Origin of the sequence: Rhizobium sp. CECT 9324 (genome assembly GCF_918741265.1) — a bacterium.
Classification (GTDB): Bacteria; Pseudomonadota; Alphaproteobacteria; order Rhizobiales; family Rhizobiaceae; genus Allorhizobium.
This window is the reverse complement of record NZ_CAKKMZ010000001.1, coordinates 3673988-3694674: the sequence shown is the minus strand read 5'-3', so window position 1 is coordinate 3694674 and position 20687 is coordinate 3673988. Positions and strand designations below refer to the sequence as shown.

The window sequence follows — 20687 nt, the reverse complement described above, 5'->3', positions numbered from 1 at the left end:
ATCGATCAGGACTGATAGGTGATCCGGCCGTCGCAGATGGTGATCGCGGCGCGGACCTTGGCCATGATCTCCTCCGGTGCGACCCTTTCCATGTCGGTCGAGAGCACCACGATGTCGGCAAGAAAGCCGGGCTTCAGTTTGCCCTTTCGGTCTTCCATGAATTCGACCCAGGCGCCAATCGCGGTATAGGCCTCGAGCGCTTCTTCCAGCGAGAACCGCTGGTCGGGCAGGCCATCCTTCCAGGGTTTGCGGGTCAGGGCATCCTGGATGCACTGGAAGGGCGAGACCGGCGAAACCGGCCAGTCGGAGGCAAAGACGACCGTGGCGCCTGCCTCCTTCATCGTGCGCCAGGCATAGGCATATTGCCAGCGGTCTTCGCCGATCTTGTCCGTCGTCGGTTCGGCCGGGAAGCAGGTGCCGCCGGGATAATGTACGGGCTGCATCGAGGCGACGATGCCGAGTTCGGCGAAGCGCGCAATGTCGTCCGGGTGGATGACCTCGATATGCTCGATACGGTGGCGATTGTCCCGCCGGCCGTTTGCCTTCAACGCGGCTTCATAGCCATCGAGCGTCTGGCGGATGGCGGCGCTGCCGATGGCGTGCACGGCAACCTGCAGGCCGAGCGCGTCGGCCTTGGTGGCAATGGCGTCGAAGGCGTCCGCCGTGAACAGCGGCTCGTAATCATAATCAGGACGATCGCCGTAGCCGTCGAGCATGAAGGCGGTCTGGCTGTCGAGCACGCCGTCCATGAACACCTTGACGAAGTCGCCGCGGACCATGTCGGTGGCAAATTCCGTCTTCCATTCGGCGGCCTTGTCGAGTTCGACAAGGTCCATGAAGTTCTTCATGTGGAAGGGAATACGAATGCGGCAGGGCAGTTCGCCGGACTGTTCCAGATCGCGCATCAGGCGCAGCTGGTAGTGGTTGCCGTCGAAGTTCTGGATCGAGGTCACGCCCCAGGAGGCGCAATAGTCGAGGCCGTTCTTCAGGATCGCCCGGTCGAGGGCATATTGCTCCGGCGTCACACTGTCCGGGTCCATGCCGGTGACCATGCCGAGTTCTTCGCGGCCGCCTGTCGAGGCCAAGGCCGCGACCGGGCCGAAGGCATTGCCTTCGCGCAGTTCGCCGCTGGCCATTCCATCAGCGCCCATGACGACCTCATTGCCGATGCCGACATCTTTGCCGTGCAGAAGCCCGGCCTGTTCCAGCGCCATGGTATTGGCCCAGGCCGTATGGTGGTCGGGGGCGAACATCATGAACGGGCGCTCGGGCAGGATGGCGTCGAGATGCTGGCGGGTGACGGGTTGGCCGAGGGCAATGATCGAATAGTCGGCGGAAAAGCCCATCAGAAGAGGCTCATCGGGATTGGCAGCTGCGTAGTCGAGGATCGCGGTCTTCAGCGCGTCGAAACCCTGAATACCGTGCAGGTTGAGCTGTCGCAGCGAGACCGAGCCGGGGAAGATGTGCATATGCGCTTCGTTGAAGCCCGGCAGGACGGTCGCACCCTCTGCGTCGATCACACGCGTGGAGGCATTGGCGCATGCCTGGATCTCGCTCTCCGACCCGATGGCGAGGATGCGGTTTCCCGCAATCGCGATGGCTTCGGCGCGCGGATTGCTGGGGTCCATTGTCAGCACGCGGGCATTGTTGATGATCAGGTCGGCGGTCTGGGACATGGTGGTCATTCCGGTTTTTATCGACGTGTTGTTCAGGCCGCTTCGGCGCAGAGCGCACGGAAGAAGGCGAAATTGTCCTGCTTCAACTCGTCATCCAGCGGGTTGGGCTGCGACGAGAGCTTGACGATCACGGTCTCGGTGGACGGATCGACATAAAGCCACTGGCCATGGATGCCGATGGCGCAAAAGGCGCCGTCGGCTTCGCCGCTCTGATACCATTGGCTGCGATAGCGGCCATTGGGCAAAAGGTTGGGCTTGCCGTCCACCCAGGACTGATGGTCGCCAGCTTCGAGCATGTCGGCGATCCAGGCTTGCGGGACCACCTGGCGGCCGTCGACCAGGCCGTTGTTGCGCACCATGTCGCCAATACGGGCAAGATCGCGCGCGGTCACCGAGACGCCGCCTGCGGCACGGGCGGATCCTTCGGCATCCACGGTCACCGCGGCATGGTTCTTGGCGCCAAGCGGTTGCCACAAGCGTTCGGAAAAGACTTCGGCATAACGCTTGCCGGTGGCGCGCTCTACCAGGATGCCGAGCAGGTCGGAATTCGGCGAGGCATAGAAATGCGCGCCGCCATGGGCATGGTCGGCCTTCTTCAGGGTGAGCAGGAAAGCGAGTAGCGTCTCGGTCGGGGTTGCCGGATCGGCCGGGTTCCACAGCGTCGCGCGGCGATAGCGGGCATAGGCGCCATCGGTGTTGAGATAGGCCTCGTGAAATTGCAGGCTGACGCGCATGTCGAGCACGTCGCGAATGGTGCAGTCGCCATAGGCGGAGCCTGCCGCTTCCGGCAGAAGGCTGGTCACCGGTTTGTCCGGGTCGATCAGGCCGTCGGCCTCAAGGTTGGCGATCAAAAGCGCGGTGAGCGATTTGCTGACCGAAAAGACGATATGCGGCTGGTTGACGTCGGCATGCGGTGCGTAATGCTCGGCGACGATCTGGCCGCGGCGCATCAGCACGAAGGCGTCAGTATGGGCATAGTCGAGAAAGGCGCGGGCCGTCTCACGGCCGGCGAGGCCGGTCTGCATGGGTTGGTCGAGCAAGGGCGAAAATGCCAGGGCTACTTCTGGACGTTCGGCGGCAGCCGCTATCCCGGCACTTGGCACCACTTCGCCGACATTGGAAAAGCTCCAGCGGCTGAAAGGGCCGTTTCGCCAGGTTGCGAGCATGACTTCATTGCGCTCAAAGCCGTGCGCCTTGGCAAATTCGGTGGTCATGGAAATGCTCCTCCCGTCCGGGGGAGCATGACGCTCCCCCGTGGGTCATGAGGATAGGGACTTTCGGACCTGGTTATTTCTGCACTTCGGTCCAGATGCGGGTATAGAGGTTTGCAACTTCCGGCGAGCAGCTGCTCAGAAACTCGCCTGCCTTTTCAAATTCGGCCGGCACGATGAGTTCTGGCGCATCCTTCATGTCGGCCGGCATGAAATCCGCCGAACCCTTGATGCCGTTGGCGTATTTCGCAAAGGCCGAGATCAGTGCGGCGTTCTCCGGCTCCATGATGAAGTTCATGAAAAGTTTGGCGTTTTCGGGATTTTTCGCGTCCTTCAGCAGAGCGACGGAATCCATGAAGATCGGGAATCCTTCCTTCGGATAGCCGAACTTGATGTCCGGGTTTTTCAGGCGCGATCGCAGGATGGCGCCATTCCAGTAGTAGACGGCGGAATAGTCGCCGGCCGGCAGCTTTTCGGTGACGCTGTAGTCCATCGCCAGCCACTTCGGCTTGGCTTCCACCAACTTGTCGCGGACCTTCTTCAGAAGCTCCTTGTCTTCGGTGCACCACTCGCCGCCAAAATACTTGATCGTGGCAAAAAGGACGTCATTCATCTCCGGCTCGACGTTGATCTTGCCGACCAGTTCCTGCGGAGGATCGAGCCAGATCGCGGAGGTGTTGATGTCGCCACCATAGACCTTGGTGTTGATGCCGATGCCCGAGAAGCCGATCTGCCACGGAACCGAATAGTGGCGGCCCGGATCCCAATCGACGTTGACCCAGCGCTCGTCGACATTTTTGAAGTTCTCCATCTGGTCCGGGCGTGCTTCCGCCAGCAGGCCTTCCTTGATGAAGATCTGCAGGTAGTTGGACGAGGGCACGACGACGTCGAAGCCATGGCCGCCGGTGCGGATCTTAGCGAGCGCCGTGTCGTTGGAATCGTAGTCGGTGACAGTTACCTTGACGTCGAATTGCTGTTCGAACTTCTTGATCAGTTCAGGGCTCGTATAGTCGCCCCAGTTGTAGATGTTGAGCTCACCGGCGGCAGAGGCCGCCCCTGCAAAGGCGAGCGTTGCGATCAGCGCTGTTGCGGTTGTCGTCATCCATTTCATTTTCATAGTTCGTTCCTCTCTGTTGTTATGACGTCGAATTATTGTTGTTTGCGCCTGTTGACGATGAAGACGATGATGACCAGCGCTGTCGACAGCGCCAGGAAGACCGTGGCGATCGCGTTGATTTCGGGCGTGGTTTCACGCCTCAACTGACCCAGCATGTAGGTGGGCAGCGTGTCCTGCCCGCCGGATTTGACGAATTCGGTGATGACGACGTCATCGAGCGAAATGACGAAGGCCAGCATGAAGCCGGCGATCAGGGCAGGGCGCAGCAGCGGGAAAGTCACATGGCGGAACGCCATCCAGGGGGTGGCGTAAAGGTCAGCTGCTGCCCGTTCCAGCGTCAGGTCCATGCTCTCCAGCCGGGCCCTGATCGGCAGATAGGCGAAGGGTATGCAAAACGCGGTATGGGCGGCGATCAGGTAGCCGAGGCCGGAATAACCGGTCCAGACCTTGATCCGCGAGAAGACGATCAACAGCGCCACGGCCGTGACGATTTCCGGCACCATGATCGGCTGATTGATCAGCGCATATTTGAAGGTCAGGCCGCGATAAGGCTCGGTCCGGGTGGTTGCGAGTGCGGCCATGGTTGCCGCGATCGTCGCAAGCGTCGCAGCCCAGACCGCGATGATCAGCGAGCGGATGGCCGCATCCTGCACGGCAGAGTTCTGCCAGGCGGCCTCGAACCAACGCAGCGAGAACCCGTCCCAATGAGACAGCGATTCCGCACCATTGAAGGAATAGGCCACAAGCGCGCCGATCGGCAGGTAGAGCGCGAAGAAGGTGAAGAGGGCAATGAAGCCGAAGCCAGGTTGGGCGCGTATGTCGAAGCGTGGCTTAAACATGGCCTGCTCCCGAGCGTGAGGCGTTGCGCACGTAGAAGATCAAGGCGACCATGACCAGCGCCATCAGCGTGATCGACATGGCGGCCCCGAGCGGCCAGTTGCGACCCGCGCCGAACTGCATCTCGATCAGGTTGCCGAGCATCATGTTCTTGCCGCCGCCGAGCACGCGCGGAATGACATAGGCGCCGAGCGAGGGAATAAAAACGAGGATCGAGCCGGCGATGATGCCGGGCATGACCAGGGGGATGACGATGCGCCGCAACACCTGGAAGCGGTTGGCATAGAGGTCATATCCCGCCTCGACCAGCCTGAAGTCGAGCTTCTCGATCGAGGCATAGAGCGGCAGGACCATCAGCGGCAGGTAGACATAGGTCATGCCCAGCAGGTTGGCCGTGTCGGTATACATGATCTGCAGCGGGCTGCTGATCACACCGAGCCAGATCAGCGCGTTGTTCAACAGTCCCTCGTTGCGGATCACCTGCTGCATGGCAAAGGTGCGGATCAGGAGGTTGGTCCAGAAGGGGATGGTCACCAGGAAGACCCAGATCTCGCGTGAACTGGGCGGCCGTGTCGCGATAAAATAGGCGGTCGGAAAGCCGAGAAACACTGTCAGCAGCGTGGTGAAAAACGACAGCTGCAGCGAACGCCAGATGATCGAAATATGCGCGCTGGCGAGGCCGAGGGTGTCATCGAACATGTCGCGCTGGAAGAAGACCGAGAACCAGCCCTCCGACGAGAATTCGCCGAACTTCACGTCACCATAGTCGCCCTTCGCCATGAACGAATAGATCAGCATGACGAGGAGCGGTCCGGCGGCGGCGATGAAGATGATGAGAAGCGCAGGCAGGCTGAGCAGCCAGCGGTTCTTGACGTCGCGCGATCGGGCATTTTCGGGGGCCGTCTTCATCGCGCTCATGGTCAATCCCTCAGGATCTGCGCGACATCGTCGCTGAGCTCGATGCCGACCGTATCGCCTTCGGTGATGCCGCAATGACCGCTGCGGGCATTCTGCTGGCGGATCATGAACAAGGCGCCGTCGCCGAGCCGGATGTGGATATGCGTATCCGTTCCCAGATATACGACCGTCTCGACCGTGCCCGACAGGACCGAGGCTGAATCGGGGCCGGCGATGCGGGCATGTTCCGGGCGGATGACCACGGTGACCCTGCCGGACGGCGTGGTCTGGTCCGGGAAGGTTGCCGGAATTTCGGTTCCAGACGCGAGCCGGACCCTGGCGCGGTCACCTTCGACCGACAGCACATCGGCCTCGAGGAAGTTCGTCTCGCCGATGAAGTCGGCGACAAAACGTTCGGCCGGGCGGTCGTAGATGTCCCAGGGCGAACCGACCTGGCGCAAGCTGCCGGTCGACATGACCGCGATGCGGTCCGACATGGTCAGCGCTTCTTCCTGGTCATGGGTGACGAAGATGAAGGTGATCCCGGTTTCGGCCTGGACGCGTTTCAGCTCGATCTGCATTTCCTTGCGCAGCTTGTAGTCGAGGGCCGACAGCGGCTCGTCGAGCAGCAGAACCTTCGGCTTCGGGGCAAGTGCGCGGGCCAGCGCCACGCGCTGCTGCTGGCCACCGGAGATCTGGCTGACCTGACGATCGCGCATCGGCACCATGTGGACCAGTTCGAGCATCTCGTCGACGCGCGCCTTGACCTCGGCTGCCGGCTTGCCGAGCATCTTCAAGCCGAAGCCGATGTTTTCGGCAACCGTCATATGGGGAAAGAGCGCGTAGCTCTGGAACACCGTGTTGACCGGCCGCTTGAACGGCGGAAGCGGTGCGATGTCCTCGCCATAGAGCAGGATCTCGCCGGTGGTCGGGAAATCGAACCCGGCTATCAGCCGCAGGAGCGTGGTCTTGCCGCAGCCGGACGGTCCGAGCAGGGTGAAAAATTCGTTCTCGCGGATTGTCAGGTTGATGCCGTCCAGTGCGGTCACCTTGCCTCCGCCCGATCCATAAACACGGCTGACGCCGCGGATCTCAATGGCTGCCTTCTGGGATATGGAACTCAAGCAGTGCCCCCGTTTATGTTGGGTTTAGGCGTGGAGAGTTTTCACGCAGCCGCGACCTGCCAGGGCGGATCGCCAACTGCTTCTTGCAACTGTCGTCACGCAATTCGCGTGCCATCCCAATTGCGGTCTGCGAAATCCTCCACTCAGTGCGGCGACGCAAGGCAGAGCGCCGAAAATCCGCATTTTACCCTGTCTCGCCGATGTTCCCGTTGCTTTTGTCTGATCCGTTCGGCGTGTCCGGATCAGCCTGATTAATGGCATGTTGCCTCTAAATTGGTCGTTTGACCATTTTTATTTCGCAAGCCCGAGAAGATTTTCGCGAAGCGCATGACAGGCCTGCGTTTTACGCGTGCAGCATCGGCTTGACGCGTTTGCAGCGACCCTCCATCGTTGGGGCCAACACACGGCAGCGACGCTTCGGCCATCATTCGGCGTCCGCCATGCCGCCATTCGGGAGCCTGCCTTGACCGATCCGACCGCCCTTGGCGCAACCGCGCTTTCCGCCGCCATCCAGTCCGGTGAACTCACGGCCGAGGCGGTGATGGCGGCCTATCTCAAGCGCATCCACGCGCTGAACCCGAAGATCAACGCGATCGTCAGCCTGCGGCCGGACGACGAATTGCTGACCGAGGCGCAGGCTGCCGACCGCGAGCGGGCGGCCGGTCGCAGTCGTGGCTGGATGCACGGCTTGCCGATTGCCATCAAGGACCTGTCCGAAGTGGCCGGCATCGTGTGTACCTATGGTTCGCCGCTGTTTCGCGACTTCGTTCCCGATTTCGACGAGATCCAGGTGGAGCGGATCCGGGCTGCCGGCGCGATCATCATCGGCAAGACCAATACGCCGGAATGGGGCTTTGGGTCGCATAGCTACAATCCGGTTTTCGGCACGACCCGTAATTCCTACGACCTCAGCCGCTCGGCCGGCGGATCGAGCGGCGGGGCGGGGGCGGCGCTGGCCGCGCGGCTTGTGCCGGTTGCCGACGGCAGCGACATGATGGGCTCGTTGCGCAATCCGGCCGCCTTCAACAATGTCATCGGCTTTCGCCCCAGCTTTGGCCGGGTGCCGTCGCTGCCGGGCCGCGACGCCTATCTCAACCAGCTGGCGGTAACCGGTCCGATGGGACGCTCTGTGGCCGACGTGGTGGCGCTGCTGAATACCCAGTCCGGCTATGACCGGCGCGATCCGTCGTCCTATGACAGCGCACCGATCGCGCTCGATCCAGCCATCGCCAAAGCGGGCGGCCGGATCGGCTGGCTTGGCGACTACGATGGCTATCTGCCGTTCGAGCCGGGCGTGCTGTCGCTGTCGGAGAAGGCCTTGAAGGTGTTCGAGGGGCTTGGCTTCGTGGTCGAAAAGGCCATGCCCGCGTTCGACATGGAACGGCTGTGGTGGGCCTGGACGACGTTGCGCAGCTTCTTCACCGCCGGCAGCATGCGCGAGTTTTACGAGGACCCCGGCAAGCGCGGCTCTCTCAAGCCGGAGATCCTCCATGAAGTCCGAATGGGGCTCAAGGTATCGGCCAGCGAGGTCTATGATGCCTCGGTGCTGCGCACACTCTGGTACCAGGCGATGCTCACGCTTTTCGATCGCTACGACTACCTGATCGCACCCGCCGCACAGGTCTTTCCCTTCGACGCGGATATTCCCTGGCCGCGGCTAATTGCGGGCCGACACATGGATACCTATCATCGCTGGATGGAAGTCGTGATCGGACCAAGCATGGCCGGTCTGCCGGTGGCGGCATTGCCGGCCGGCTTCAATGCGCATGGCTTGCCGACCGGATTCCAGCTGATCGGCCGCCCACGTTGCGACAGCGAAGTGCTGTCGCTGGCGGCACTCTACGAGCAGGCGACCGAATGGCTTGGCCACCTTCCAAAGCTCGAATAGTTTCATTTGGGGTAAAATTTTTTCACCCTTGAATATCGATGGGATTTGGTCCTACCATCTGAAAGCACGGTTCTACCGTCACTTAACTCTGCCAGCCCCCGATCACGGGGACCGTGCTTCTCCTCCTGTTTGACTGAAAAGCGGAATTCATTTTCATGGACTTGATCTTCGACGGCCATAACGACGTGTTGCTTCGCCTGTGGCGCAGCCGCAAGGACGGGACAGATCCGGTCGTTGAATTCACCCAGGGCACGACGGCTGGCCATATCGACGGGCCGCGCGCAAAGGCTGGCGGGCTGGCTGGCGGGCTCTGCGCCATCTACATTCCGTCGCCGCATGATTTCTCGTTGCAGGAGCCGGACGCTGCGGGCCACTATGTCACGCCGCTCGATCCGCCATTGGACCGGCAGCGGTCGCTCGATATCGCGCTCGAAATGGCATCTGTGGCGCAGCGTCTCGATCGTGCCGGGGCCTGGAGGCTTTGCCGTTCGACGGCCGACATCCGCCAGGCCATGGCGCAAGGGGTGTTCGCCGCCGTTCTGCATATGGAGGGCTGCGAGGCGATCGACCGGGATCTCGATGTGCTGGAAACCTTCCATGCCTCGGGCCTGCGTTCGCTGGGTCCGGTCTGGAGTCGCAACAATATCTTCGGCCATGGCGTGCCGTTCGCCTATCCGATGTCGCCCGATACAGGCCCCGGTCTGACGGATGCCGGCGTGGCGCTGGTCAAGCGTTGCAATGAACTGGGCATTCTGATCGATCTGGCGCACATTACCGAAAAGGGCTTCTGGGACGTGGCTGGGATCACCGACCAGCCGCTGATTGCCAGCCATTCCAATGTCCATGCGCTGACGCCGGTCGCGCGCAACCTGACGGACAAGCAGCTGGATGCGATCAAGGAGAGCCGGGGTCTGGTCGGCCTGAACTATGCCGTCACCATGCTGCGGCCGGATGCGCGCGACAGCGCCGATACGCCGGTAGCTGCCATGGTCCAGCATATCGACTATCTGGTCGAGCGCATGGGCATCGATTGCGTGGCCATCGGCTCCGATTTCGACGGTGCGACCATCCCAGCGGAAATTTCTGATGCGGCCGGCAATCAAAAGCTGGTTGAAGCGCTGAAGGCTGCTGGCTACGGTGGCGAAGACCTGGACAAGATCTGCCGGGAAAACTGGCTGAGAGTACTCGCATCGGCCTGGCACGAATAGTGCCGCGCCATACGATCGTTATCCACCAACAACCAAGAAGGGGAATAATCGGATGATGAATTCATTCAATAAACGCTTGAAGTTGATGACGACCAGCGCGGCGCTCGCGCTGATCCTGGCGGGCGCGCCGCAGGCCTATGCCGCGACGCCGGCCGATACGCTGGTTCTGGCCTGGGCGATCGACGACATCATCACGCTCGATCCGGGCGAAGCCTTCGAAATCTCGACGGCGGAAGTGACTGCCAACACCTATAGCAAGCTGGTCGCGCTCGATCCGGCCGACACGTCGAAGGTCATCGGCGACCTCGCAGAAAGCTGGACCACCTCCGACGACGGCCTGACCTATACATTCAAGCTCAAGTCCGGCCTGAAGTTTGCCTCCGGCAATCCGATCACGGCGGCAGACGTCGCCTATTCGTTCGAACGTGCGGTCAAGCTCGACAAGTCGCCGGCCTTCCTGCTCACCCAGTTCGGCCTTACCGGTGACAATGTCACCGAAAAGGCAAAGGCCACCGACGACACGACCTTCGTTCTGACCGTCGACAAGGCCTATGCACCGAGCTTCGTGCTCAACGTGCTGACCTCCACGGTTGCCTCAGTCGTCGACAAGGTGCTGGTCACCGAGAAGGCCAAGGCGATGACGCCGACGGCCGAATACAAGTATGACACCGATTTCGGTAACGAATTCCTCAAGACCGGCTATGCCGGCTCGGGTCCGTTCAAGATCCGCGAATGGCGCGCCAACGAAGTGGTCGTGCTCGAGCGCAACGACAACTTCTATGGCGAAAAGGCAAAGCTTGCCCGCGTCATCTATCGCTACATGAAGGAAAGTGCCGGCCAGCGTCTGGCGCTTGAAAACGGCGATATCGACGTTGCACGCAATCTCGAGCCGGGCGATTTCGAGGCGGTATCGAAGAAGGAAGGCATTGCCACCACGTCGGCACCGAAGGGCACGCTGTATTACTTCAGCCTGAACCAGAAGAACCCGAACCTGGCCAAGCCGGAAGTCATTGAGGCCTTCAAGTATCTGGTCGATTACGATGCGCTCGGCGAAACGCTGATCAAGGGCATCGGCTCGATCCACCAGACCTTCCTGCCGTCCGGCCAGCTCGGCGCGCTTGAGGACAAGCCCTACAAGCTCGACGTGGCCAAGGCGAAGGAACTGCTGGCCAAGGCCGGTCTGGCCGACGGCTTCACCGTGACCATGGACGTGCGCAACACCCAGCCGGTTACCGGCATTGCCGAAAACGTCCAGCAGACGCTGGCCCAGGCCGGCATCAAGCTGGAAATCATCCCGGGTGATGGTAAGCAGACGCTGACCAAATTCCGCGCCCGCCAGCACGACATCTATATCGGCCAGTGGGGTTCGGACTATTTCGACCCGAACTCGAATGCCGAGACCTTCACCTTCAACCCGGACAATTCCGACGAAGGCAAGAACAAGACGCTCGCATGGCGCAATGCCTGGGACCCGACGGAGCTTTCGGCCAAGACCCAGGCCGCGCTGCTCGAGAAGGACACGGCAAAACGTGCGGCGATCTATGAAGACCTGCAGAAGCAGGTCCTCGCAACCGGCCCGTTCGTGATGATCTTCCAGCAGACGGAAATCGCCGGCTATTCGGACAAGGTGAAGGATTACAAGCTCGGACCGAGCTTCGACACCAACTTCGTCTACACCGTCTCCAAGGACTGATCCCCTTGACGGATGTCTCCAATCGGACCGAGGCGCGGCGCAATAGCGCGCGCGCCTCGGCGCTTGCCATGTCGCTGTCGAAATTCATTCTGACGGTGCTGACGACCTATCTCGGCCTTCTGGCCGTGACCTTTTTCATCGGCCGCGTGGTGCCGATCGATCCTGCGCTCGCCATTGTCGGCGATCGTGCGCCGGCGCATGTCGTCGAACGCGTGCGCGAGGAACTCGGCCTGAACCTGCCGCTCTACGAACAGTTCTTCATCTACATTCGCCAGGTGCTCAGTGGCGATTTCGGCACGTCTGTGCTGACCACCAATCCGGTGCTGACCGATATCGCCCGGGTGTTTCCCGCGACCATGGAGCTTGCGACGGTCGGCACGATCATCGGCGTCTTGTTCGGCGTGCCGCTCGGCATTCTGGCCGCCGTCAAGCGCGGCTCGATCGCCGACCAGATCGTGCGCGTGATCGGGCTGATCGGCTATTCCGTGCCGATCTTCTGGCTCGGCCTTCTGGCGCTCTTGTTCTTCTATGCCAAGCTCAACTGGGTCGCCTATCCGGGGCGCGTCGATATCGTCTATGAATACAGCTTCACGCCGGTCACCGGCTTCTACCTTCTCGACGCCGCCATGCAGCGGCAGTGGGACGTGTTGTGGGACCTGTTTCGCCACATCATCCTTCCCGGCGCGCTGCTCGGGTATTTTTCGCTCGCCTATATCAGCCGCATGACGCGCTCCTTCATGCTGAACGAGCTTTCGCAGGAATATATCGTCGCGGCCCGGGCCAAGGGACTGTCGGAAACGCGGATCATCTGGTTCCATGCGCTGCGCAATGCCGCCGTGCCGCTGCTCACCGTGATCGGGCTCTCCTATGCCGGCCTGCTGGAAGGCTCGGTGCTGACGGAGACGATCTTCTCCTGGCCGGGCCTTGGCCTCTACATCACAAATTCGCTGCAGAATGCCGACATGAATGCGGTGCTCGGCGGGACCATTGTCATCGGTTCCGTATTCATCGCCATCAATCTCCTGTCGGACGTTCTGTACCGCATGCTTGACCCGAGGACGCGCAGCCGATGACCGGATCCGATCTCACGGCAAAACCGAGCCTTCGCCAATGGCTTCTCTCCGACCGGCCGCAGTCGCGCTGGCAGGCCCGCTGCGGCCGCCTCTACATGATCTGGCGGCGGTTCTCCGAAAACCGGCTGGCGTTGTTCGGTCTCGCCATCCTGATCGCGTTGCTGTTTGTTGCCGCCTTTGCCGATATTCTGGCGCCGCATTCGCCTGTGCAGGGCGACCTGCGCAATGCGCGCCTGCTGCCGCCGGGAACCGAAGGATACCTGCTCGGCACCGATGACCAGGGGCGCGATATCCTGTCGAGGCTGATCCATGGCTCGCGGCTGACGCTGTTCGTCATCGCATTGGTCGCGATCATCGCCGCACCGATCGGGTTGATCGTCGGGACGGTTGCCGGTTATGCCGGTGGCTGGGTCGATGCGGTGCTGATGCGCATCACCGACATCTTTCTCGCCTTTCCGAAACTGGTTCTGGCGCTGGCGCTGGTTGCAGCCCTTGGTCCGGGCATCGAAAATGCGGTTCTTGCCATCGCGATCACGTCCTGGCCGCCCTATGCCCGCATCGCGCGCGCCGAAACCATGACCTTCCGCAATTCCGACTATATCTCGGCGGTCAAGCTGATGGGAGCCTCGCCGCTGCGCATCGTGCTCTTCCACATCATTCCGCTCTGCATGTCGTCGCTGATCGTGCGCGTGACGCTCGACATGGCGGGCATCATCCTGACGGCCGCCGGCCTCGGCTTCCTCGGTCTCGGTGCCCAGCCGCCGCTGCCCGAATGGGGCGCGATGATCGCATCCGGTCGCCGCTTCATCCTCGACCAATGGTGGGTTGCCGCCATGCCGGGCTTTGCCATCCTGATCGTCTCGCTCGGCTTCAACCTTTTGGGCGACGGGCTTCGCGATGCGCTCGATCCGAAGGAGGCCGGCCAATGACGCCGCTTCTGACAGTCGAAAACCTGAGGGTCAGTTTTCCAACCCGCACCGGCACCATCGAGGCGGTGCGCGGGGTAAATTTCACCCTCGGTAAGGAGCGTCTTGGGATCGTCGGCGAATCCGGCTCGGGCAAGTCGCAGACCGGCCGCGCCATCATGGGGCTGACGCCGGGGCACGCCCTGATCACCGCCGACAGGCTCGCGTTCGGCGAAACCGATCTGCTCAAGGCGTCAGCCTCGCAGCGTCGAAGCCTGCGTGGCAAGCGCCTGGCGATGATCCTGCAGGATCCGAAATATTCGCTCAATCCGGTCATGCCGATCGGCCGGCAGATCATGGAAACGCTGCGGACCCACGAGCGGATCTCGCGGAGCGAGGCGCGCGCCCGAGCGCTTGCAATGCTGGAAGCGGTACAGATCCGCGACCCGGAGCGTGTCTTCGACCTCTATCCGCACGAGGTTTCCGGCGGCATGGGCCAGCGCGTGATGATCGCGATGATGCTGGTCTGCGGTCCGGAACTGCTGATCGCCGACGAGCCGACATCGTCGCTCGACGTCACCGTACAGCTCGAAGTGCTGGCCATTCTCGACAAGCTGGTGTCCGAGCGCGGCATGGGGCTGATCTTCATCAGCCACGACCTCAGGCTCGTCTCGTCCTTCTGCGACCGGGTTCTGGTGATGTATGCCGGCAAGGTGGTCGAAGAGATCGAGGCATCGAAATTGTCCGAGGCCAGACATCCCTATACCCAGGGCCTGTTGAACTGCCTGCCCCAGATCGCGGCCGATCGGCATCCGCTGCCGGTGCTGGAACGCCAGGCGGAGTGGAAGCTATGAAACTGTCCCTGTCCATCCGTGACATGATCGTGCGTTTCGACGGTTTCCGCGCGCTCGATACCGTCAGCCTCGATGTCGAGACCGGCCAGTCCTTCGGCATCGTCGGCGAATCCGGTTCGGGCAAATCGACGCTTCTGCGTGCCGTGGCCGGGCTGAACCCGTTCGATGAGGGCACGCTGACGGTGAGCGGCAAGAGCTATAGCGGCCGCCGGCGTGACCGCGAATTCTACCGCACCGTCCAGATGGTCTTCCAGGATCCCTACGGCTCGCTGCATCCGCGCCAGACGGTCGATCGGCTGCTGCTCGAGCCGCTGGCGATCCATGGCATACAGGATGCGGAGGTGCGCATCGCGCGCGCGCTCGACGAGGTGGGCCTCGGCAGCGGTTTCCGCTTCCGCTTTTCGCACCAGCTGTCGGGCGGCCAGCGCCAGCGCATCGCCATTGCCCGGGCGCTGATCCTCGAACCGCAGATCCTGCTGCTCGACGAACCGACCTCGGCGCTCGATGCCTCGATCCAGGCGGAGATCCTCAATCTGCTCGAGCAGGTGCGCAAGGATCGCGGCCTGACCTTCGTCATGGTCAGCCACGATCTCTCGGTGATCAGCCATATGTGCGAAAAGCTGGTGGTGATGAAATCGGGCAAGGTGGTCGAGACCCTGTCGGTCGAGCAGTTGCGCAGCCGTGACTTTTCCACCGACTACACGCGCCAGCTTCTAACCGCCAGCGAGGGTTTTCGCCGCGACTGATCCGGGCGCGCAACTGATCCTGGGCGCCGCTGATCGTTCCGGGTGGCTTAGGCCACCCGCATCCCCGACCGCCAGGCGGACTTCAGGAACGGATGACCGTCGTGCAGGTCGGTGCGGATCAGGTCGGCGCGCAGGCCGAGCGAAATTTCGCCGCGATCCTTCAGCCCGCCGGCCAGTGCCGGTGCCCGGGTGACCATGGCCACGGAGCGCGGCAGGTCGTAGCTGAGGCCCGGATCGGCGGCGATCATGAAGGCCGCATCGAGCAGCGAACGCGGCACATAGTCGGATGCCAGGATATCGACGAGATCGGCGGTCAGCAGGTCGCGCACGGCGATATTGCCGGACTGCGAGCCGCCGCGCAGGATGTTCGGCGCGCCGGCGACGATGCCCAGCCCCTTGTCGCGTGCGGCTTGTGCTGCCTCGATCGAGCAGGGGAATTCGGAAATGCTGACGCCATCGGCCAGCGCCTCGTCAATGTGTTCGATATCGGTATCGTCATGGCTCATCAGCGGCAGGCCGCGTGCGCGGGCAAGCGCCACGATTTCCGGCCGGATGGCGGCGCCGATCTCGCCCTTCTCGGCCACCAGGACCTTGATCTTTTCGCGCACCAGGTCCGGGCTTTCGCCGGTGGATTTGGCGGCACGGGCGACATAGCCGTCGATGTCGCGGCTCTGGCGGATACCGGGCAGGTGCTCCATCACCGACATGACCCGGACGATGGGACGGTCGATATTGGCGGCCGTCAGTGCCGGCGTTGCCGGGTCGGTGATCTCGCAGCGCAGATGCACCAGGTGTTCGGCGCGCAACATGCCGGCGGCCGTTGCCTGTTCCAGCGCCTCGATCATCGGCGTCAGGATTTCGGCGCGGTGCGGATTGTCGGTGGTGGCGCCGACGCAGAGGCTGTCGAAAACGGTTGTGACGCCACCGCCGATGATCTGCGCGTCGTGGGCAAGGGCAGCCCGCATGAAATCCCAGCGCACATGGGCGCGCGGATAGATGTGCTTTTCGAAATGGTCTGTGTGGATGTCGACGAGGCCAGGCAGCAGATAGTCGCCGGCAAAATCGATGGCGCCTTCGAGCCGCGACGGACCTTCGTGGATCTCGGTGATCAGGCCGTTCTCGACTATGACCGTGCCATGCATGACATGACCGGGCAGGACGACGCGGGCATTGGTGATGACGATGGCGGTGCGGTTCGCGTGGCGCTCGGCCTCACCCGTTGCATTCATCTCCTGCAGCATGTGGCGTGCTCCCGTCTCGACTGATTTGACCCGATTGTCGGCCCGTCTCTAAGCGCGCTTCATGACGGTTTGTTGTCAGCCGCGACCGATTGGGGCCTAACTCAGTCGATCGAGCACGGCCAGCATATCGTCGGCAATCACCTGTTCCTCGTCGGTTGCGATGACGCGGACCGTGATCCGGCTGGAGGCCGTCGAGATCACTGCTGCATTCTGCGCATTGGCGCGCGTGTCGATCGCCAGACCGATGAAGACCAGCCGGTCGCAGACCGCCTTGCGGATCGCCGGCTGGTTCTCGCCGATGCCGGCGGTGAAGACCAGCGTGTCGAGCCCGCCGAGCGTGGCTGACAATCGCGCCACTTCGCCGGCAATGCGCAAGGTGAAGACATCGATCGCCTCGCGGGCCTGGTGCGCGTCGCTTTCCAGCAGCACGCGGCTGTCGGCACTGATGCCGGACAGGCCAAGCAGGCCGGACTGCTGGTAGATCATCGTCTCGACCTGATCGACAGTCAGGCCGTGGCCATGGATCAGGTGGAAGAAGATGCCGGGATCGATGGCGCCGCTGCGGGTTGCCATCGGCACGCCATCGATGGTGGAAAAGCCCATCGAGGTGTCGCGGCTGATGCCATGCTCCATGGCGCAGAGGCTGGCGCCGCTGCCGAGATGGGCGACAACTGCTTTGCCGCCGGCGCGTTCCGGTTCCAGCGCCTTCAGGGCGCGCGCGATATAGGCATAGGACAGGCCGTGAAACCCGTAGCGCTTGATGCCCTTGTCGAACCATTCGCGCGGGATAGCAAAGCGCTGCACGGTCTCGCTCTGGCTGCGATGAAAGGCGGTGTCGAAGGACACGGTCTGCGGCAGGCAGGGTCTCAGGTCGTGGATCGCCTGGATCAGCCTGATGTTCTGCGGCTGGTGCAGGGGCGCCAGCGGGATCAGCGCCGCGATGGCAGCCGTGCTCTCGTCGGTGACCAGCACCGGATCGGCGAAGCGGTCGCCACCATGCACCACCCGGTGGCCTGCGGCGGTCACGGCATCGAGATCATAGTGCCTGGCCAGCCATGCGAAGGTTTCTTCCAGCACATCGTGCAGCAAGTCATCGCTTTTCGCTACGAGCGGCACGTTGAAGATCTGCGGTCCCTCCACCAGATGAAAGGTCAGCGGCTGGTGGCGGAAGTCGATCATGCCCTTGCCGATGCGCCGCGCCCGGCCATTCTCGCGGACAAACAGGCCGATCTTCACCGACGAGGAACCGGCATTGAATGTCAGCAGCAGTTTGTCACTCATGCAATGATCAGCCCCAGATCTGGTTTTGGCACGGCAGCGCGTCTCGCCGCCACGAGCTTGGCCAGCGCCGCAGACGTCATGCGCACCCGCAGGCTGTCGGAACGGCTGGTCAGGATGATCGGCACGCGGGCGCCGAGCACCAGCGCTGCCGCATCGGCATTGGCGAAATAGAGCAGCTGCTTGGCCAGCATATTGCCGGCTTCGAGATCCGGCACCAGCAGGATGTCGGCATCGCCGGCAACCTGTGAGACGATGCCCTTGGTGCGCGCCGCCTCCATGCTGATGGCATTGTCGAAGGCGAGCGGTCCATCGACCAGCGCACCCCTGATCTGGCCGCGGGCCGCCATGACGGTGAGCGCTGCCGCATCCAGCGTCGCCGGCATCTTGTCATTGACCGTTTCCACGGCTGCCAGCACCGCCACCTTGGGATTGGCGACGCCGAGCATATGCATCAGGTCGATGGCGTTCTGGCAGATGTCACGTTTCTGGTCTAGCGTCGGGGCGATGTTGATCGCCGCGTCGGTAACGATCAGCAGCTTCGAATAGGCCGGCACGTCCATGACATAGACATGGCTGATGCGCCGTTCGGTGCGCAGGCCCGAGCCGCCGGCAACGACTGCGCCGAGGATTTCGTCGGAATGCAGGCTGCCTTTCATCACCGAGCCGACCTTGCCGGCAATGGCAAGCTCGATGGCCAGCGCTGCCGCCGCGTGGCTGTGTTCGGTCGACAGGATCTCGAAGCCGTCGAGCGAGATGCCGGCCTCGGCCGCCGCTGCACGGATCTTGGCTTCCGGGCCGATCAGGATCGGCTCCATCAGGCCTTCGTCACGGATCTCGACGGCGGCCTCGATCACATCGGGCGTGCAGGGATGGACGAGCGCCGTCCTCAGCATCGGCAGGGCCTTGGCTTCGGCGACAATCGCGTCGAAGCGATCATGGCGCTGCAGCGAGACGTCGGGAATGGAATTTTCCGACCAGACGACACGTCGTTGCGGCGCCCTGACGCGGGCCTGTCCGGCCAGCACCGTTTCGCCATGCTGGTTGACGCAGCGCGTGTCAAAGATCACCGTCTGGCCGTCGGCCTGTTTCTGGACAAGGGTGACGGTGGCGGTGATCGTGTCGCCGGGAGCGAGCGACTTCTGGAACTGCAGATCCTGGCCAAGATAGACGGTGCCGGGGCCGGGCAGGCGGGTGTCGAGCACGGCCGAAACCATGCCGGCGGGGATCAGCGACTGGCCAAGCGGAACCGGATTGTGGTCGCCGGACAGGGCGGCGAAGAGTTCGATATCGTCAGGCCCGATCAGCCGCGTGAGTGCTGCGCTGTCGCCGACCTTCAGTTCCTCGAAGGTGCGGTTGGTGAGGATCGGCTTTTCCATGTCGGCTATGTCATCCATCTGAAATCGTCCCGGTTCCTGGCGGATCATCATGCGGTCTGCCGGGCCGTGTCGCAATGTTGCGTTGCAATATGGCGGCACTATCCCGCCGGTTTTGGTGCCTGTCTTTGACTTATCGCAAATGCGCCGGGGCTAAAGTCTAACCGCCCGCTCAAGCCCAGCGGTCGCGCCAGGCGGCCTGTGCGCCCGGATAAGGCAAGGCTGTTGCGGCATGCACGCCGCGGGCTATCGCGCGGGCCGTGACCAACGTGGCGAGATGGCAGAGTTCCATCAGGTCGGCAGAGCCGGACACGACCCGCCTGCCGGTCGAGGCGGCAAAGATGGTGTCGCCGTCGAGCGGCAGATGGGCCGGCAGGACGGCGCGGGCAAGGCCGTCATGGGCGGTGATCGACAGCCGGTGCAGGTCGGCTTTGCTCAGCGCTGCATCGGTGACGACGGCGCCGATGGTGGTTGCCGTCAGCCGCACGCCCTTGATGGCCATGGCGCGGTCGGCAGCGCTGATCGCCGTGGGCAGGCCGAGGCCGCCGAATTCATCGCCTTCCTCGAACGGTGCCGCCCAGAAATGCGGACCGTCGCCTATCGTCCCCGAGCCCATGGCGTTGACGGCAACGAGTGCGCCAATCGTATGCCCCGCGGACGACACGGCACTGGCCGAGCCGATGCCGCCCTTGAAATTGGCGGTGGTGGCGCCGGCGCCGGCGCCGACGGTGCCAAGCTCGAACGATCCCTTGGCGCAGGCGGCAAATGCGGCATAACCCATGTCCCGGTAGGGCGAGTGCAGACCCCAATCCTTGTTGCCGCCGTTGAGCAGATCCATGAGGATCGCCTGCGGCACGATCGGCACATTGACCGGGCCAACCGGAAAGCCTCGCCCTATGGCCCGCAAGCCCGACTGCACGCCTCCGGCCGCATCGAGCCCGAAGGCGGAGCCGCCCGAGAGCACGAAGGCATCGACCTGCTGCACTGTCATCGACGGATCGAGCAGGCTGACATCCCGTCCCCCCGGTGCGCCGCCGAGCACGGTGCCGGAGGCTGCCGCCGGTTCGTCGAACAGGATGACGGTGACGCCGGACCCGAGTTCCAGATCGGTCGCATGGCCGACGGAGACACCGTCGACATCGGTCACGAGGTTGAGGGGCGCTTGGGGCATGGTGCGGGGTCTCCGGATGGGTGGGCGGAGAGTGGCGGGAGAAGGTGGCGGGATCAAGGGGAGGGGGATTTTTGCGGTTGTGATGGTTGGACCGTCGGTGGATCGTGCATCCTGCCGCGACCGATGTGTTCCTCCTGTTCGAACAGGACCCGGCAGCGGCCAAGGCGATGCGCGATCGATTTTTCCCGCAAGCGGCGGCCGAAGGCGCGCTCATCGCCGCCACCCACATGCCCTTCCCCGGGCTCGGCCGTGTCGTCGCTGATGGTGGGCAACTGCGCTGGCAGACAGCAGACTGGGCCTTGCAGAACTGAGGTCCGCCCCGGCGGCCGCGAGGTTGAGCGGCGCGCGGGCATGATGAGGCGTCTTCCTCACCGCGATCATTGGCCCGAGAT

Annotated in this window: 17 protein-coding genes and 1 pseudogene; 8 read left to right on the top strand and 10 right to left on the bottom strand. The window is 62.8% G+C overall.

Translation table 11 applies throughout. The features are described from left to right. Positions 1-5: 5 nt before the first annotated feature. The 6 genes from LQ231_RS17915 to LQ231_RS17890 form a co-directional block, all read right to left on the bottom strand. Complete coding sequence (locus tag LQ231_RS17915; protein WP_230172654.1) at positions 6-1676, bottom strand: amidohydrolase; 1671 nt, start codon at positions 1674-1676, stop codon at positions 6-8. 32 nt (positions 1677-1708) lie between these two features. Continuing rightward, positions 1709-2890 carry a serine hydrolase gene (locus LQ231_RS17910; protein ID WP_230172652.1) on the bottom strand — a complete coding sequence of 394 codons (1182 nt, stop codon included), beginning with the start codon at positions 2888-2890 and terminating at the stop codon, positions 1709-1711. A gap of 73 nt (positions 2891-2963) precedes the next feature. Further along, the gene (locus tag LQ231_RS17905; protein ID WP_230173406.1) at positions 2964-3998 is read right to left on the bottom strand and encodes an extracellular solute-binding protein; all 1035 of its coding nucleotides are present in this window, start codon (positions 3996-3998) and stop codon (positions 2964-2966) included. A 38-nt stretch (positions 3999-4036) separates the two neighbouring features. Next, positions 4037-4843: an ABC transporter permease gene (locus LQ231_RS17900; RefSeq protein WP_230172649.1), complete on the bottom strand. Its 807-nt coding sequence runs from the start codon at positions 4841-4843 to the stop codon at positions 4037-4039. Further along, the gene (locus tag LQ231_RS17895) at positions 4836-5750 is read right to left on the bottom strand and encodes an ABC transporter permease (RefSeq protein ID WP_230173405.1); all 915 of its coding nucleotides are present in this window, start codon (positions 5748-5750) and stop codon (positions 4836-4838) included. Before LQ231_RS17895 ends, LQ231_RS17900 begins: the two co-directional genes overlap by 8 nt. 11 nt (positions 5751-5761) lie before the next feature. Further along, positions 5762-6862: an ABC transporter ATP-binding protein gene (locus tag LQ231_RS17890; protein WP_230172648.1), complete on the bottom strand. Its 1101-nt coding sequence runs from the start codon at positions 6860-6862 to the stop codon at positions 5762-5764. A 463-nt stretch (positions 6863-7325) separates the two neighbouring features. Between LQ231_RS17890 and LQ231_RS17885 the strand changes: the two genes are divergently transcribed. The 7 genes from LQ231_RS17885 (at position 7326) to LQ231_RS17855 (ending at position 15229) form a co-directional block, all read left to right on the top strand. Then, a complete protein-coding gene (locus tag LQ231_RS17885) occupies positions 7326-8750 on the top strand; it encodes an amidase (protein ID WP_230172646.1) in 1425 nt (474 codons plus the stop codon). Positions 8751-8905: 155 nt separating this feature from the next. After that, positions 8906-9958, top strand: a complete 1053-nt coding sequence (locus LQ231_RS17880; protein WP_230172644.1) for a dipeptidase — start codon at positions 8906-8908, stop codon at positions 9956-9958. Positions 9959-10010: 52 nt separating this feature from the next. Next, positions 10011-11651, top strand: a complete 1641-nt coding sequence (locus LQ231_RS17875) for an ABC transporter substrate-binding protein (protein ID WP_230172642.1) — start codon at positions 10011-10013, stop codon at positions 11649-11651. 68 nt (positions 11652-11719) lie between these two features. Beyond that, the gene (locus tag LQ231_RS17870) at positions 11720-12724 is read left to right on the top strand and encodes an ABC transporter permease (protein ID WP_230173404.1); all 1005 of its coding nucleotides are present in this window, start codon (positions 11720-11722) and stop codon (positions 12722-12724) included. Beyond that, positions 12721-13653, top strand: a complete 933-nt coding sequence (locus tag LQ231_RS17865) for an ABC transporter permease (RefSeq protein ID WP_113142269.1) — start codon at positions 12721-12723, stop codon at positions 13651-13653. The genes LQ231_RS17870 and LQ231_RS17865 overlap by 4 nt, the downstream gene beginning before the upstream one ends. Further along, positions 13650-14483 (top strand): ABC transporter ATP-binding protein, encoded by an 834-nt coding sequence (locus LQ231_RS17860; RefSeq protein WP_230172640.1) that lies wholly within the window; start codon positions 13650-13652, stop codon positions 14481-14483. Before LQ231_RS17865 ends, LQ231_RS17860 begins: the two co-directional genes overlap by 4 nt. Continuing rightward, positions 14480-15229 carry an ABC transporter ATP-binding protein gene (locus tag LQ231_RS17855; RefSeq protein WP_230172639.1) on the top strand — a complete coding sequence of 250 codons (750 nt, stop codon included), beginning with the start codon at positions 14480-14482 and terminating at the stop codon, positions 15227-15229. The genes LQ231_RS17860 and LQ231_RS17855 overlap by 4 nt, the downstream gene beginning before the upstream one ends. 47 nt (positions 15230-15276) lie before the next feature. Here the strand turns inward: LQ231_RS17855 and LQ231_RS17850 are convergent, their stop codons facing one another. The 4 genes from LQ231_RS17850 to LQ231_RS17835 form a co-directional block, all read right to left on the bottom strand. Continuing rightward, positions 15277-16470: an alpha-D-ribose 1-methylphosphonate 5-triphosphate diphosphatase gene (locus tag LQ231_RS17850; protein WP_230172636.1), complete on the bottom strand. Its 1194-nt coding sequence runs from the start codon at positions 16468-16470 to the stop codon at positions 15277-15279. A 96-nt stretch (positions 16471-16566) separates the two neighbouring features. After that, a complete protein-coding gene (locus LQ231_RS17845) occupies positions 16567-17751 on the bottom strand; it encodes an acetate/propionate family kinase (RefSeq protein WP_230172634.1) in 1185 nt (394 codons plus the stop codon). Further along, a complete protein-coding gene (locus LQ231_RS17840) occupies positions 17748-19145 on the bottom strand; it encodes a bifunctional enoyl-CoA hydratase/phosphate acetyltransferase (protein WP_230172633.1) in 1398 nt (465 codons plus the stop codon). Before LQ231_RS17840 ends, LQ231_RS17845 begins: the two co-directional genes overlap by 4 nt. Before the next feature lie 151 nt (positions 19146-19296). Further along, complete coding sequence (locus tag LQ231_RS17835; RefSeq protein ID WP_230172632.1) at positions 19297-20295, bottom strand: P1 family peptidase; 999 nt, start codon at positions 20293-20295, stop codon at positions 19297-19299. A gap of 101 nt (positions 20296-20396) precedes the next feature. On the opposite strand from LQ231_RS17835, the pseudogene LQ231_RS17830 reads away from it, so the two are divergent. Then, positions 20397-20606: pseudogene (locus tag LQ231_RS17830) on the top strand (MBL fold metallo-hydrolase); the annotation flags it as partial. Between the last annotated feature and the right edge of the window lie 81 nt (positions 20607-20687).

Coding starts and splice junctions, on each gene's coding strand:
- LQ231_RS17845 (WP_230172634.1), bottom strand. CDS start 17,751: ATGAGTGACAAACTGCTGCTGACATTCAATGCCGGTTCCTCGTCGGTG.
- LQ231_RS17895 (WP_230173405.1), bottom strand. CDS start 5,750: ATGAAGACGGCCCCCGAAAATGCCCGATCGCGCGACGTCAAGAACCGC.
- LQ231_RS17855 (WP_230172639.1), top strand. CDS start 14,480: ATGAAACTGTCCCTGTCCATCCGTGACATGATCGTGCGTTTCGACGGT.
- LQ231_RS17905 (WP_230173406.1), bottom strand. CDS start 3,998: ATGAAATGGATGACGACAACCGCAACAGCGCTGATCGCAACGCTCGCC.
- LQ231_RS17875 (WP_230172642.1), top strand. CDS start 10,011: ATGATGAATTCATTCAATAAACGCTTGAAGTTGATGACGACCAGCGCG.
- LQ231_RS17870 (WP_230173404.1), top strand. CDS start 11,720: ATGTCGCTGTCGAAATTCATTCTGACGGTGCTGACGACCTATCTCGGC.
- LQ231_RS17865 (WP_113142269.1), top strand. CDS start 12,721: ATGACCGGATCCGATCTCACGGCAAAACCGAGCCTTCGCCAATGGCTT.
- LQ231_RS17910 (WP_230172652.1), bottom strand. CDS start 2,890: ATGACCACCGAATTTGCCAAGGCGCACGGCTTTGAGCGCAATGAAGTC.
- LQ231_RS17900 (WP_230172649.1), bottom strand. CDS start 4,843: ATGTTTAAGCCACGCTTCGACATACGCGCCCAACCTGGCTTCGGCTTC.
- LQ231_RS17835 (WP_230172632.1), bottom strand. CDS start 20,295: ATGCCCCAAGCGCCCCTCAACCTCGTGACCGATGTCGACGGTGTCTCC.
- LQ231_RS17880 (WP_230172644.1), top strand. CDS start 8,906: ATGGACTTGATCTTCGACGGCCATAACGACGTGTTGCTTCGCCTGTGG.
- LQ231_RS17850 (WP_230172636.1), bottom strand. CDS start 16,470: ATGCTGCAGGAGATGAATGCAACGGGTGAGGCCGAGCGCCACGCGAAC.
- LQ231_RS17915 (WP_230172654.1), bottom strand. CDS start 1,676: ATGTCCCAGACCGCCGACCTGATCATCAACAATGCCCGCGTGCTGACA.
- LQ231_RS17860 (WP_230172640.1), top strand. CDS start 13,650: ATGACGCCGCTTCTGACAGTCGAAAACCTGAGGGTCAGTTTTCCAACC.
- LQ231_RS17840 (WP_230172633.1), bottom strand. CDS start 19,145: ATGGATGACATAGCCGACATGGAAAAGCCGATCCTCACCAACCGCACC.